At 69.9% G+C, this 13,961-nt stretch carries 11 protein-coding genes; 1 reads left to right on the top strand and 10 read right to left on the bottom strand.

The window, feature by feature from the left end:
* Positions 1-11 precede the first annotated feature (11 nt).
* A complete protein-coding gene (locus ACL58G_RS24050; protein ID WP_440963418.1) occupies positions 12-1,163 on the top strand; it encodes a diguanylate cyclase in 1,152 nt (383 codons plus the stop codon).
* Between the two features lies 1 nt (position 1,164).
* Here ACL58G_RS24050 and ACL58G_RS24045 read toward each other — a convergent pair whose 3' ends face one another.
* The 10 genes from ACL58G_RS24045 to galB form a co-directional block, all read right to left on the bottom strand.
* Entirely contained in the window at positions 1,165-1,959 is a 795-nt protein-coding gene (locus ACL58G_RS24045; RefSeq protein ID WP_440963417.1) for a YdcF family protein, read from the bottom strand.
* A gap of 74 nt (positions 1,960-2,033) precedes the next feature.
* Entirely contained in the window at positions 2,034-2,615 is a 582-nt protein-coding gene (locus ACL58G_RS24040; RefSeq protein ID WP_440963416.1) for a PEP-CTERM sorting domain-containing protein, read from the bottom strand.
* 63 nt (positions 2,616-2,678) lie between these two features.
* Positions 2,679-3,923, bottom strand: a complete 1,245-nt coding sequence (locus tag ACL58G_RS24035) for a family 1 glycosylhydrolase (RefSeq protein WP_440963415.1) — start codon at positions 3,921-3,923, stop codon at positions 2,679-2,681.
* Positions 3,924-5,081 carry an alpha-hydroxy acid oxidase gene (locus ACL58G_RS24030; RefSeq protein ID WP_440963414.1) on the bottom strand — a complete coding sequence of 386 codons (1,158 nt, stop codon included), beginning with the start codon at positions 5,079-5,081 and terminating at the stop codon, positions 3,924-3,926.
* A 12-nt stretch (positions 5,082-5,093) separates the two neighbouring features.
* Positions 5,094-6,722 (bottom strand): GMC family oxidoreductase, encoded by a 1,629-nt coding sequence (locus ACL58G_RS24025; protein WP_440963413.1) that lies wholly within the window; start codon positions 6,720-6,722, stop codon positions 5,094-5,096.
* Positions 6,719-7,330 carry a gluconate 2-dehydrogenase subunit 3 family protein gene (locus ACL58G_RS24020; protein WP_440963412.1) on the bottom strand — a complete coding sequence of 204 codons (612 nt, stop codon included), beginning with the start codon at positions 7,328-7,330 and terminating at the stop codon, positions 6,719-6,721. The genes ACL58G_RS24025 and ACL58G_RS24020 overlap by 4 nt, the downstream gene beginning before the upstream one ends.
* Entirely contained in the window at positions 7,327-8,064 is a 738-nt protein-coding gene (locus tag ACL58G_RS24015; protein WP_440968103.1) for a hypothetical protein, read from the bottom strand. The genes ACL58G_RS24020 and ACL58G_RS24015 overlap by 4 nt, the downstream gene beginning before the upstream one ends.
* Before the next feature lie 158 nt (positions 8,065-8,222).
* Positions 8,223-10,010 carry a thiamine pyrophosphate-requiring protein gene (locus ACL58G_RS24010; protein WP_440963411.1) on the bottom strand — a complete coding sequence of 596 codons (1,788 nt, stop codon included), beginning with the start codon at positions 10,008-10,010 and terminating at the stop codon, positions 8,223-8,225.
* Positions 10,011-10,030: 20 nt separating this feature from the next.
* Entirely contained in the window at positions 10,031-11,032 is a 1,002-nt protein-coding gene (locus ACL58G_RS24005; protein WP_440963410.1) for an SDR family oxidoreductase, read from the bottom strand.
* Positions 11,033-11,136: 104 nt separating this feature from the next.
* The gene (gene galB / locus ACL58G_RS24000; RefSeq protein WP_440963409.1) at positions 11,137-13,911 is read right to left on the bottom strand and encodes a beta-galactosidase GalB; all 2,775 of its coding nucleotides are present in this window, start codon (positions 13,909-13,911) and stop codon (positions 11,137-11,139) included.
* Positions 13,912-13,961 lie beyond the last annotated feature (50 nt).

Here is a 13,961-nt window from a genome sequence, read left to right as displayed (position 1 = left end):
CGAATCCCGCCGTGTTGTCCCAAGATCCCCAACGTCCCAGCCTGACCATCGACTGCCGCCGCGCCGAATTCGCGGACCCGGCCAGCGAGTCACGCTTCACGCACCACTTCCTGCCCGAGCGGAACCGCCAGCTGAAGGCCAGCCTGCTGTTCGCGGCCGCGTTCTACGTCGCGTTCGCGGCCACCGACTTCGCCACCCTGGGCGCCACGGCGATCGCGTGGATGCTCATGGGCCTGCGCATGGTCGTGGCGCTCGTGGGCCTGGGCTGCTTCGCGGCCATCGTCCGCCGCCCGCGGTCGGTGCGGGTGTCGATCCGGGCCGCGTGTACGCTGCTCGTCGTCGCGCTGGCCGTGTTCATGGTCGTGTGCTGGTTCCAGCCGGAGGTGCTGGCGTGGAATGCGATGTCGCAGGCGCTGATCCTGATGGCGGTCTACGTCACGATCCCCAACCGTTTTGTCTACGCGGTGGCGATCGGCGTCGGGTCGAGCATCGTGTTCGCCGCGCTGCTGGTCATCCAGGGCAATCTGCGGGCGGACGATCTCTTGACCCTCGTACTGCTGCTCGTGATGGGCAATGCGCTCGGCTATATCGCCGCGCGCCGCTTCCACGTCGCCCAGCGCGAACAGTTCCGCGCGTCGATCCAGCTGCAGCAGCTGGCCGACCGCGATCCGCTGACCGGCTGCTACAACCGCCGCTTCCTGCAAAAAGGCCTGCTGAACGCGGAGCTGGAGCGCACGAGGCGCTACGGCACGCCGCTGTCGGTGGTCCTGTGCGATCTCGACCATTTCAAGCGCATCAACGACACCTACGGCCACGCGGCCGGCGACCAGGTGCTGGCGGATTTCGCCGGCCTGCTGCTGTCGCTCACGCGCGACACGGTCGACAGCGTGGTCCGCTACGGCGGCGAGGAGTTCCTGCTCGTGCTGCCGCAGACGGACCTCGCGGGCGCGCAGACGCTCGCGGAACGCATCCGCGCGGCCTTCGCCGACGCGCCCGGCGCAACCGTCAAGGCGACGGCGAGCTTCGGCATCGCGTCCGTGCCCGCGCAGGCGCCGGTGCTGCCCGCGTCGTCCGAAGCGCTGATCGGCGCCGCGGATGCGCAACTGTATGCCGCCAAGCGGGGCGGGCGCAACAGGGTGTGCGCGACGCTCGCCGGACGGTGAATCAGCGGCCGCCCGCCGCGCGCACGCGGTACCAGGCGAGGCCGATCCACTCGTACGTCGCATACCACGACCGGCGCATGCCCTCGGCGCTGGGCACCCAGGCATGGATCGACAGCGGCTGGCGGCCGAAGAACATCGTGGGCGCGCTGACGACGTCCAGCCCGGCGCGCGCGAACACGGCGCTGGCGCGCGGCATGTGCATCGCGTCGGTGACGAGCAGGATCCGGTGGATGCCGTCCGCGCGCAGGATGGCGGCGCTGAAGGCCGCGTTCTCCGCCGTGTCGCCGGAGCGGCCCTCGAGCCACTTCACCGGCACGCCGAAATCTTCGCGCAGGGCGGCGGCCATGCTGTCGGCTTCCGAGCCGCCGGGGTTGCCCTTGTCGATGCCGCCGTTGCCGCCGCTGACGAGGATGGGCAGTCCCGTCTTGCGCTGCAGGTGCGCCCCGTAGCGCAGGCGCGCGAGGGCGATGTAGTCGGGGATGTCGCGGTCCCCGTATTCGGGGGCATGCCGCACGCGGCCCGCCGCCAGCACGACGATGGCCTGGGCGCCGGCGCGCTCGGGTTCCTGCAGCGGGGCCGTCAGCCGCTCCAGCGGTGCGACGAGGAGAGTGGCGCCGCCCGTCGTCGACAGGAAGGCCAGCAGCGCGAACCCGGTGCCGGCGACGATGCGGCCGGCGCGCGGCCGGCGGCGCCACAGCACGAGGCCGATGACGATGACGAGGAACAGGCTGGCGGGCGGCAGGATCAGGCCGCGCGGGATCAGGTTGACGATGTCGAGCAGCGGTGCAAAGGTCATGGATCGTGGGCGTGATGGTGGCGCCCGGAGTAGACCGCAGCCGGGCCGCCGCGTCAAGCGGCCCGTGACCGGCTTTACGTCTTGCGCCGGCGCGCGGCGGTCGCACCCGCGAGGCCGAGGCCCAGCAGCGCCAGCGTGCCGGGTTCCGGCACCGGGTTGCCGGTGCCATCGTCGACGAAGCGCGCGGTCCAGTAGCCCGCCGTCGGGAAGCCGGCCCACGGGCTGCCGTTGTTCAGCGCATTGAACTGGTCCTTCACGGCACCACCCACCGGGCTGCCGACCGTGATGCTGAGGAACGTGGTCGCATCGTTGATCGACGCCCCCGCGTACGCGATGACGGCCAGGCCCTGGCCCGGATCCAGGTACTGCAGCGCGCCCGTGACAGGATCGACAGGGACGGAAAACGTCCAGCCGATGATGCTGGCGGTGGTATTGTCGAACGCGAGGCCGGGGTACGCCATCTGGATATTCGTGATGTCGTTGTAGCCGATGGTGCCCGTCTGGACGACGCTCGCGGCGACGTCGAACGTGGCGAACGTCGGTTGGCCGACGTGCGCACCGAAGCCCTGGCTCGTCGTCGTCCAGCTGTACGTGTAGACCGGCGCAGCCCAGGCCGTGCCGGCGCACAGGCAGAGGAGTGCGGTGAATCTCTTCATTGTCGCGATCATGTCGATACCCCCTTCGATGAGTGGATGTACATTGCGGTGTATTGACAAGCATCAATCGTGCCGTGACTTTTTGTCGTTGGAAGTCAATGACTTGCGATAAGCGTCGGTGTCGCCTGTCAAGTTTGTCGACAGTCGTCCATCCCAGGCCGCGATCAGGTCGCGGTACGCCGTCCCGACGGGCCGGATGCGGCGGTCCAGGTCGTACAGCCCGCGCGGATTGACGATGCCGCGGTCTTCGCGCAGTTCGATGTGCCAGTCGACCTGGTCGGTCAGCGAATACCACGTGAAGCCGCCGACCCGCACGCCGCTCCGCATCAAGCCGCGCACGTGGGCCCACTGGCAGCGCAGCCACTCGCGCGCTTCGTCGCCGCGCGGCCCCTGGTCGAGGTTCGTCTCCGTGTGCATCAGCGGCAGGCCGTAGCGCTGTGCGTATTCCTGCGCGATCATCGCGTACCCAAGTGTCTCGCCCGCATCGCGCGCAGTGCCGTCCGGTTCGACGTCGTGTTCGTTCGTCATGTAGTAATCGGTGCCGAGGATGCAGCGGTCGCGCAGCGCGTGGTCTTCGAAGAAGCGGCATTCGTCCGGCGTCATGCCGTGCGCCAGCACGAACTCGCGCTGTACCGGCTCGAGCGGGCGGCCGTAGTTGAAGTCGAGCGACAGGAAGCGCAGGCGGTTGCGCCGTTCGGCTTCCGCGACGGCGTCGGGATGCGTCGCGTGGAAATATTCGCTCGATTCGCTCTGGATGAACACGGCGTCGCGACGCAGTTTCACGATCTCGTGCATCGCCAGCACGTTGGCGCGGGCCAGGTGCTTCAGCGCCGTCACGTACGACCGGAAATCGCGCGCCTGCTCGTTCCACCACCCGAACAGCGCGGAGAATTTCGCGCACACGTACATCTCGTTGACGGGCGTGTACAGCCGGATCCACGGATAGCGCGTCGCGAAGGCCCGGGCATAGCCCTGGAACAGCGCCGGGAAATCCGGGTTCTGGAAGTTGCCGACCCAGTCCGGCACGCAGAAGTGGCACAGGTCGGCGACGGGGTCGATGCCGAGCCGCTGGAGTGCCCCGAACGCCTGGTCCGCGAACGCCCAGTCGTAGCGGTCCGGCCCCAGCCACGTGCGGTGCAGCGGCACGCCGTAGCGCAGGGTGCGGACGCCCAGGTGCGCCACCAGCGCGAAGTCCGTCTGCCACAGCCGGTAGTGGCCGCATTCTTCCATCTGGTCGCGGCGGATGCGGCCATTGGCTATCGTCGGCGCGCTGTTCTCGATTCCGGTGGCGAACATGAACGGCAGCATTCAGCGCCTCCCCAGCGGCGGCTGCGCGGTGACGACGCCCGGCTCGATGCGCTGCAGGTTGTCGAGGCCCGTGAGCAGCATGCAGTCCTGCAGTTCCTGCTCCAGCAGGGTGAGGGCGCACGCGACGCCTTCGCGCCCGCGCGCGGCCAGGCCGTACAGCCACGCGCGCCCGGACAGGCAGGCGTGGGCGCCGAGGCCGATCGCCTTGACGATGTCGCCGCCCGTGCGGATGCCGCCGTCGAACAGGACTTCGATGCGGCCGCCCACGGCATCGACGATTTCCGGCAGCACGGAGATCGACGACGGCGCGCCGTCCAGCTGGCGCCCGCCGTGGTTCGACACGATGATGGCGTCCGCGCCGATGTCGATGGCGGTGCGCGCGTCGTCCGGATTCATCACGCCTTTCAGGATCAGCTTTCCCTGCCATTTCTCGCGCACCCAGCGCGCCGTGTTCACGTCGAACGAAGGATCGAACTGCTCGTCGATCCACTTCGACAGCGAGCCGATGGAGCCGGCCTCCTTGATCTCGTGCTCGAAATTGCCGAACGTATGGCGCTTGCTGCACGCCATGTTCGCGAGCCAGCGCGGGTGGCCCACCATCTGCATGATGTTCGCCGGCGTCAGGCGCGGCGGCACCGCGAGGCCGTGCTTTTCGTCGGCCCAGCGCTTGCCCTGCGTGTGCAGGTCGATGGTCAGCACGAGCGCCGAGCAGTTTGCATCGTGGGCGCGGCGCATCAGGCTTTCGTTGACCTTGTGGTCCTTCATCAGGTACAGCTGGAACCAGAACGGTTTGTCGATCGCCTCCGCCACGTCTTCGATGGAATTGATGGAGCACGTCGACAGGCAGAACGGCACGCCGAAGTCCACCGCCGCGCGCGCCGCCTCGCATTCGCCGTTGGCCCACGTGAGGCCCGCGAGGCCCGTCGGGCCGAGGGCAAGCGGGATGCGCGCGGGGTCGCCCGCCATCTTGACGCCGGTGTCGCGGTGCGACACGTCGCGCAGGCTGTGCTGGCGCAGCGCGAGCGCGCGCATGTCGTCCAGGTTGCGCCGCACGGTCAGCTGCTGTTCGCTGCCGCCGTGGATGTAGTCGAACACGACGCCGGGCAGGCGCTCCCGCGCGAGGCATTCGAGGTCGAAGATGCTGGCTACCTTGCTCATGTCCGGTCCTTCCTACAATTCCCCGCGCGCCGCGAGCGCCCGGATGCGCGCGCCCATGCGGCAGGCGAGGGCCTGGATCGTCAGCGACGGGTTCACGCCGCCCGCCGTCGGGAACAGCGAGCCGTCGCAGATCCACAGGTTCGGCACGTCCCAGCTGCGGCCGTCCGCATCCACGACGCTCGTCTCCCGGTCGCTGCCCATCCGGCACGTGCCGAGGATGTGGCTCGTGTCGTCGCTCGTCCAGGCGTCCTTGCCGCCGGCCGCCGCCAGCATCTCGCCCATGAAGCGGCGCGCGTGGTCCTGCATGCGGCGGTCGTTGGCGGAATATTCGAACGTCACGTGCGCGACGGGCAAGCCGTGGCGGTCGCGCACATCCGCCAGCGCCACGCGGTTGCACGCGCGCGGCTCCGTCTCGGCGACCGCGACGAGGCCCGCCATGTGGTTGTAGTCCGCCATCTCGCGGCGCAGCGCCATGCCCCATAGATGCCGCTCCGTCACGAGCAGCTGGGCCCACGCGCGCGGCAGCGGGCCCTGGCTCATGAAGGCGTAGCCGCCATGGAAATCCTTGCCCGCGTCCGTGTAATTCCAGTGCTCGCACACGGCCATGTTGGGCGGGCCCTTGTACCAGCGGATGGCTTCGTCGAAGCGGGCCCACACGCCGGGGCCGGCGTGCGTCGTCAGGTGCGTGCCGACGAGGCCCGAGCCGTTCGCGAGGCCTTGCGGGAAGCGGCCGCACGCGGAATTCAGCAGCAGGCGCGGCGTCTCGATCGCATAGCCCGAGACGACGACGTTGCGCGCGCGCTGGAAGCGCCAGGCGTCGTTGCGGCGATAGTGCACGCCCGCCGCGCGGCCGTCTTCTCCCAGTTCGATGCGGCCGGCCATCGCGAGGTCGCGCACTTCCGCGCCCGCCGCCAGCGCGCGCGGGATCCACACGATCAGCGCGCTCTGCTTCGCATTCGTCGCGCAGCCGAAGTTGCAGAAGCCCCGGTACACGCACGGCGGCGACTTGCCGCGCGGTGCGGACACGGTCGCCAGCGGCACGGATGACCACTCGATGCCCATCTTTTCCGCGCCGCGCGCGAGCACGAGGCCCGCCGCGTTCATTTCGTGTTCGCGGTACGGGTAGCGGCGGCGCGGCGGTCCCCACGGATAGTTGACCGGTCCGGACACGGCCAGCGCCCGCTCCGCCTCGTCGTAATAGGGCGCCAGTTCGTCGTACGTGATGGGCCAGTCGAATCCGTAGCCCAGTTGGCTGCGCGATCGGAACCACTCGGGCCGGAAGCGCAGCGAGATCATGCTGAAGTGGACGGTCGACCCGCCCACGCCCCAGCCGGAATTGTTCCCGCCGAGGGCCAGCGCATCGGCGCCGCCGGACAGGCGTTCTTCCAGCCAGTACAGCTGTTGCTGCGCTTCCTCGTCCGACGCGAAATCCTCCAGCGGGCGCCAGAACGGGCCCGCTTCCAGCACGACGACGGAGAAGCCGGCTTCCGCCAGCTTGCACGCGAGCGTGGCGCCGCCCGCGCCGGCGCCGACGATGGCGAAATCCACCACCTCGTCGTCGCCGTATTCGCGCATCGTCACCCAGCCTCCGCGTTCGAATACGTCGGGTGCGCGGCCGCCGCCTGTCCGTGGCGCGATCACGGCGCCTCCTTCGCTTCCCACGGGTCGCGGCTGTCGAACCCGAGGCGCACGTACCCGCGGGGGTTCGCCGGCCCGCCGAAGCCGATCTCGTTCCAGGCGAGGGGATGCGCGTAATAGAAGCCGGCCGCCGTCTTGAGCAGGTGATGGATGAAGAAGCGCCGCGCGTCGAGACCCTGCCAGCGGGGAGACATGGCGCGGCCGCCTTCGAGGGTATGCAGGAGCGCGTCCTGCGCGTCCGCATCGAGCCGGACGAACGGCCGGTCGTGCAGCCGGCGCGCCTCGTCGTCGACGGCGGCCAGGCCCTGGCGCCAGGCGGCGCGCAGCGGGGGCATGTCCGGATGGCGGTAGCCCTCGCCGCGGTCGTCGTGCAGCATGGCGTCGATCCACGGCGTGATCGGGATGGGGTGCGCGCGGTCGGGCTGGGGCAGCAGGCGCGCGTTGATCGCATCCAGCAGGTCCCACTCGTCCTGCGTCAGCCAGCGCCGGGGCGGCACGTCGTCCAGCCGGGCCGCGAGCGTGTTACGGGTGATGGCGTCGAACGACGGGCTGTCCCACCTGGCCAGCACGTCGTAGCCGGGAAAGCGCGGCGTGGGAGCGTCCTCGTTCATGGCCGCTCCTGCGCCGCACGCAGCGCCAGCGCGGCGCGGCCGGCGAGTGCGAGCGCGGAAAAGCTGGGCGGCGCCGGCAGCGGCGGGCCGGCAAGCAGGTTCTGGCTCCAGTTGCGCCAGCCGCCCATCTGCCTTGCGATGCCGCGGGCGTGGAAGGCCATCCCCAGCGCGCCGAGCCACGTGCACGCCTTCAGCAGCGCATCCGTCAAGCGGCGCGGGCCTGGCCGGCCGGGCAGCGCCGCGCCGGCCAGCAGCACGGCCGCCGCGGGCGGCACGCTGACGGGCAGCCACATGGCGGGATGCTGGAACGCGCCCCGGAAGTGCAGCAGCGCCGCTTCCGCGCTCGTGCCGGTGAGGCCGAATGCGGCCAGGCCGCACAGCGCGCGGCCGGACGGCAGGCCGGCGAGCGTGGGGGCGCCGGCGGCGACGGGACGGGCGGCGAGGCCCAGCACGCCGGCCAGCGTGAGCGCGGCGGGCGCGCCGAGGGGCGCCGCATAGAACAGATTCGCCCACGACAGGCCGCCGGGCCGGCGCAGCACGTTGTACGCGTGGAAGCCGAGACCCGCCGTGCCGACGGCGCAGGCGGTCGCATACGGTGCGGACGAGGGCTTCGCGCGCAGCGCACAGCCCAGCACGACGGCCGCGCTGGCGAGCGGCGCGAACATGCCGGGGTTCTCGAAGCCGCCCCGGTAGTGTTCCAGCGCGCTGTCGCTCAGCACGGACGCGGCCAGCAGCGCGGCGGCCTGGTACAAGCGGTCGGCGGTCCGGTCAGGTGCGGGCGGCGGGGGCGCGGGCAGTCGCCGTCGCAGCAACAAAGCGCCCAGCGCCAGGCCGAGGGTGGCGGCGCCGAGCGCACGCGCCGTGGGGCGCGCGTGGGCGGGCGCCACCGTGTTCACCTCCTGTCTCCGGGGAGGAGGGTGCTGAGCACCTGCTTCGCCACGCCGGCCAGCATCGAGCCTTCGCTCGGGTCGCCCTTGGCGATCGTCGTCATGAAGTGCCTGGCCTGCTCCAGCGTGATGTGCGAGGGCAGCGGCGGCACTTCCGGGTCCGTCTTGAATTCGAGGACGACGGGACGGTCGGCCGCCAGCGCCTCGCGCCACGCTTCGCCCACCTGGTCGGGATCGTTGCAGAAGATGCCTTTCAGCCCGATCAATTCGCCGAAGCGGTGGTACGGGACGTCGGGGATCTGCTGCGTCGCCTCGAACTTCGGATTGCCTTCCATGACGCGCTGTTCCCACGTCACCTGGTTCAGGTCCTGGTTGTTGAAGACGCACACGATCCAGCGCGGGTCCTTCCACCGCTTCCAGTACTTGGCCACGGTGATCAGCTCCGCCATGTTATTCATCTGCATGGCGCCGTCGCCGACGAGCGCGATCACGGGGCGGTCCGGGTGCGCGAACTTGGCGGCGATCGCATACGGCACGGCCGCGCCCATCGACGCGAGGCCGCCGGACAGCGAATACATCTGGCCGCGCTGCACCTTCAGGTCGCGCGCATACCAGTTCGCGCAGGAGCCGGAATCGCTCGTGACGATCGCGTCGCGCGCCAGCAGCGGCGACAGCTCGTAGCACACGCGCTGCGGGTTGATCGGGTTCGCGGATGCCAGTGCCCGTTCTTCCAGCGTCTTGTACGATTCGCGCACTTCCTGTTCGATCTTCGCGCGCCAGTCGGTGTCGGTCTTGTCCTTCAGCAGCGGCAGCAGCAAACGCAGCGTTTCGGCGCTGTCGCCGTGCAGGTTGACCTCGGCCGGGAAGCGTATGCTCAGCATCGTTGGGTCGATGTCGATCTGCACCGCGCGCGCCTTGCCTTCCTTCGGCAGGAATTCCGCGTACGGAAAGCCGGTGCCGACCAGCAGCAGGGTGTCGCAGTCGTTCATCATCTCCCAGCTGGCCTTCGTGCCGAGGATGCCGATGGAGCCCGTCACCCACGGCAGGTGGTCGGGCAGGGCGGCCTTGCCCAGCAGGGCCTTGGCGCAGCCGGCCTTCAGGCGCTCGGCCACGGCGATGACTTCGTCGGTCGCCCGCAGCGCGCCGGCGCCGACGAGGATCGCGACCTTGCTGCCCGCGTTCAGCACGTCGGCCGCGCGTACGAGATCGGCCTCGTACGGAACGACGCGCGGCTTCGTGTAGCCGATGCCGGAGAACACCGAGCCGTGCTTGCGCGGCGGGTCTTCGTACGGCTTTTCCTGCAGGTCGTTCGGCAGCACGAGGACGCTGACGCCGTTGCGGCCCAGCGCCGTGCGCATGACGCGGTCGAGCAGGTGGCGCACCTGCGACGGCTGGCTCGCCTCGTACACGTAATCCGCCACGTCCTGGAACAGGCGGTCCAGGTTCAGCTCCTGCTGGTAGTGCGCGCCGCGCGCCGTCGTCGGCGCCTGGCCGCAGATGGCGAGTACCGGCACGTGGTCGCACTTGGCGTCGTACAGGCCCGTCACGAGGTGGGCCGCGCCGGGGCCGCCCGTCGACAGGCACACGCCCGGCTCGCCCGTGAACTTGGCGTGCGCGGCGGCCATGAACGCGGCCATTTCCTCGTGCCGCACCTGGATGAACTGGATCTTGCCTTGCGCGCGGTCCAGCGCGCCCAGCACGCCGTTGATGCCGTCGCCGGGATAGCCGAAGATGGTACGGACGCCCCATTCGTACAGGCGTTCGACGAAGAAGTCGCCTACGGATTTGCTCATGTCGTGTCCTCGTTAAGTGTTCAGTGTCTGCGCAGCTGCCTCAGGCCCAGTGCCACGCCGGCGGCGCCGATGCCGGCCAGCAGCCACGCGCGGTGCGTCGTCGCCCACAGCTGCATGCTGCGCGTGCTCGCGCCGTCGTCGAAGGTGCCGTGCGCGGCATACGGTCCGGGCACGGGCCGCCACAGGTTGTTCGGCCGGTCGGCCGGGATGGGCCGCGGGCCCTGCTGGCCCGCCACGCCCTTGCGGGCCAGGTACCGGTCGAGCAGGCGCGGGACGAATTTCTCGGCCATCACGGTGGACAAGGTCGGCGCGCCGACGCAGATCTCGGCCCGGCGCGCATGGGCCGCCCAGTAGATGGCGCGCGCGGCGACTTCGGGCTGGTAATACGTGCCGATCGGCTTGGGATGGTGCGTCAGCGTGGTCTTGCACCACTCGAACTGCGGCGTGTTCACGCCCGGCATGTCGACCACGGCGACGTGGATGTCGCTCCGTTCATGCTCGAGTTCCGTGCGGATGGATTGGGTAAAACCCTTGATCGCGTGCTTGGCGCCGCAGTAGGGCGATTGCAGCGGGATCGAGCGGTACGCGAGCGCCGAGCTGACCTGCACGATGGTGCCCCGGTTGCGGGGCCGCATGCGTTTCAGCGCGGCCATCGTGCCCCACACGAAGCCGTGGTAGGTGACGTCGGTGACGCGGCGAAAGTCTTCCGGAGAAATATCTGCGAACGGCGCGAACACGGTCGCCATCGCATTGTTGATCCAGATGTCGATGGGGCCCAGTTCGGTCTCGGCCCGTTCGGCGGCGGCCTCGACCTGGGCGTGATCCGCCATGTCGGCGGGGATGGCGATCGCTTGCGGCGAGCCGAGCCGTTCGGCTTCCGCACGCGCCGCTTCCAGGCGTTCCGGGTCGCGCGCGATCAGCGCGATGCGTGCGCCGGCGCGGGCGAATTGCTGTACCGCGGCGCGGCCGATCCCCGCGCTGGCACCCGTGACGACGACGACTTCATGGCGTGCTTCCGGCATAACCGAGGCCCTCCGATGGTGCGATGCAGGGCAAGCTTAGCACCAACCGTCGATGAGCCTCGTCACGTTATGTTTGTGAAAAAGTTCTTGAACAAATGCACGTTCTACGGGGTTGCCGGACGGCTGCGCAACGTCACGACAGCACCCTTCAGCCCGGCACCGTCCGCGCGCACGGTAATCGTGCCGCCGGCACCCGCCCGGGTCCGCACGATGCCCAGCACGAGGCCGTTGAACGCGGCCCTGTCCTTCGCCTGGAACGATTCGAAGCTCGTCGCATCGCCGTTGTCGGTGGCGACGAGGTCCGCCGGTCCCTCGACGGTGAAGCGCACGCGGTCGTGCGCGCGCGGCGCGGGCAGCCCATCCTTGTCGACGATGCGCACGGTGACGAAGGCGAGATCGCGCCCGTCGCTGGTGAGCGCCGTGCGGTCGGCCTGCGCCTGCAGCGCGGCGGGAGCGCCGGCCGTCCTGACGGTTTCCTTCGCCCATTCCTTGCCGTTCTTGTACGCGACGACCGTGATCTCGCCCGGCTCGTACTTCACGGCATCCCAGCGCAGGCGGTAGGCGTACGGCGCCTTCTTCTGGCGGCCCTGCGACTTGCCGTTGACGAACAGCTCGGCCTCGTCGCCCGACGTGAACACGTGCACGGGCGTGACCTGGCCCACGCGCTCCGGCCACGTCCAGTGCGGCAGCACGTGGACCATCGGCAGGTCCGGGCGCCAGCGCGACTGGTACAGGTAATAGCGGTCCTTCGGGAAGCCGGCCAGGTCGACGATGCCGGAATACGAGCTGCGCGCGCCGTAATAGGGCGTCGGCTCGCCCAGGTAGTCGAAACCGGTCCAGACGAATTCGCCCGCCACGTAAGGGTTGCGGTCGAGCTGCGCGAACACCTTGTCGGCGGACGCGCCGAAATCGACGGCGTACAGTTCGTAGCCGCTGACCTGCTGGCTGTGCGAGTCGCCGCCCCGGCCGTCGCGGACGATCGAGCTGTTCGACGGATGCACCGGGAACAAATAGACGCCGCGGCTGCTGAAGGCCGACGCGGATTCGGTGCTGAGGATCATCTTGTCCGGGAATTTCGCATGGAACAGCGGGTACTGCGGCGGCGTGCGGATCCGGTCGGTCCCTTCGAATTCCGGATCCTGGCGGATGCCTTCGCCCTGGTAATTCAGGCCGATGACGTCGACCTCCGCGGGCAGCGGCATATCCGACTTGGCGTAGTTCATCGCGGTCGTCGTCGGCCGGGTCGGATCTTCCTCGCGGGCGATCCGGTGCAACTCGTGCGCCACGGCGGCGCCGGCCTTGTCGGTGTACTGCTCGCCGACCTCGTTGCCGATGCTCCAGATGATGATGGACGGGTGGTTGCGGTCGCGCCGGATCATCGCGCGCAGGTCCTGCTCGTGCCAGTCGGGGAAGACCAGGTGGAAGTCCAGCGGCGTCTTCTTGCGCTCCCACGAATCGAACACTTCGTCCATCACGAGGAAGCCCATGCGGTCCGCCAGGTCCAGCAGCTGCGGGTCGGGCGGATTGTGGCTCAGGCGGACGGCGTTGGCGCCCATCGCGCGCATGATCTCCAGCTGGCGCTCGGCCGCGCGCACGTTGAACGCGGCGCCCAGCGCGCCGAGATCGTGGTGGTTGTTCACGCCGCGCAAGGGGATGTGCTCGCCGTTGACGAGGAGTCCCCGGTTCGGATCGAAGCGCACGGTGCGGATGCCGAACGGCGTCTCGGTGCGGTCGACGACACGGCCGTCCTGGCGCACCGTCGCCACCAGCGCGTAGCGGTGCGGCACCTGCGTGGGCGGCGGGCCCCACAGGCGCGGCTTGCTCACGGTCGTCGAACCGCTGACGCTGCCGCTCGTGCCGGCGGCGACGGTCGTCGGTGCCGCTACGGCGGTCGCCACCGGCTTGCCCGCGATGCGTCCGCGCTCGTCCAATAGGTACAGTTCCGTCGTCACCGTCGCGCTGGCCGGCGTGCTGCCCTCGTTGTCGAGCGCCACCTGCCACGCGACACGCGCCGCCTCGGCCGACACGTCCGGCGTCGTCACGGTCACGCCCCACTGGCCCACGTGCACGGGCGCCGTCTTCGTCAGCCAGACGTTGCGGTACAGGCCCGCGCCCGGATACCAGCGCGCCGATTCGGGCGGGTTGTCGAGCCGGATCGCGAGCTGGTTCGCGCCGCCCGGCCGCAGCCACGGCGTCAGGTCGATGCGGAACGAGTTGTAGCCATAGGGCCAGCCGCCCGCGAGGTGGCCGTTGACCCACACGCTCGCGTACGACATGGCGCCGTCGACGTCGAGGAAGATCTTCTTGCCGCGGTCGGCGGCGGGAATGTCCAGTTTGCGCCGGTACCAGGCCGGACCCCACGTCTTGAGGCGGCCCATGCCGCCGTACGGGCCCGTCGTCAGGAACGGGCCTTCGATGGCCCAGTCGTGCGGCAGGGTGACGGGGCGCCAGCCGCCGTCGTCGAATGCCAGTTTGGCGAACGGTGCGTCGACGGCCGGTTCCGCTGCCGGACGCCGGTAGCGGCGGGCCGGATCGCGGATGAATGCATTGCCGCTCGGGAGGATCCAGGGCTTCAGCACGGGCGTGTCCGCGTGCGCGACCCGGGCCGCTTCCTCGGGCCGGGCGTCGGCCACCTTGCCGTCCGCCGATGCGGTCACTTCCGGCCGGACGTCGTACAGGTACGGCGCGGAGCCGCCGTCCGGGTCGCCGGCGTGGAAACGCCAGCCATCGTCCAGCAGGATGCGCTGGCGCGGCGCGAGGCGGTCGGCCGCCCGGGCCTGGACGGCGAGCGGCGACATGGCGGGAAGCAGGGTGGCGGCAAGGGTGATGCCGAGCGTGGATACGAGCCGGCGTGCGGCCTTGCGATGCGTGTGTTGCACAGTCTCCTCCTGGTAGGCAGCTGCGCAGCTTGTTATAACATTTGAAATGG

The sequence above is a fragment of the Massilia sp. GER05 genome, from assembly GCF_052056005.1.
GTDB classification, from domain to species: domain Bacteria; phylum Pseudomonadota; class Gammaproteobacteria; order Burkholderiales; family Burkholderiaceae_D; genus Telluria; species Telluria orientalis.
Note: the sequence above shows the minus strand (reverse complement) of the source record. Positions and strands in the feature narration are given on the sequence as shown.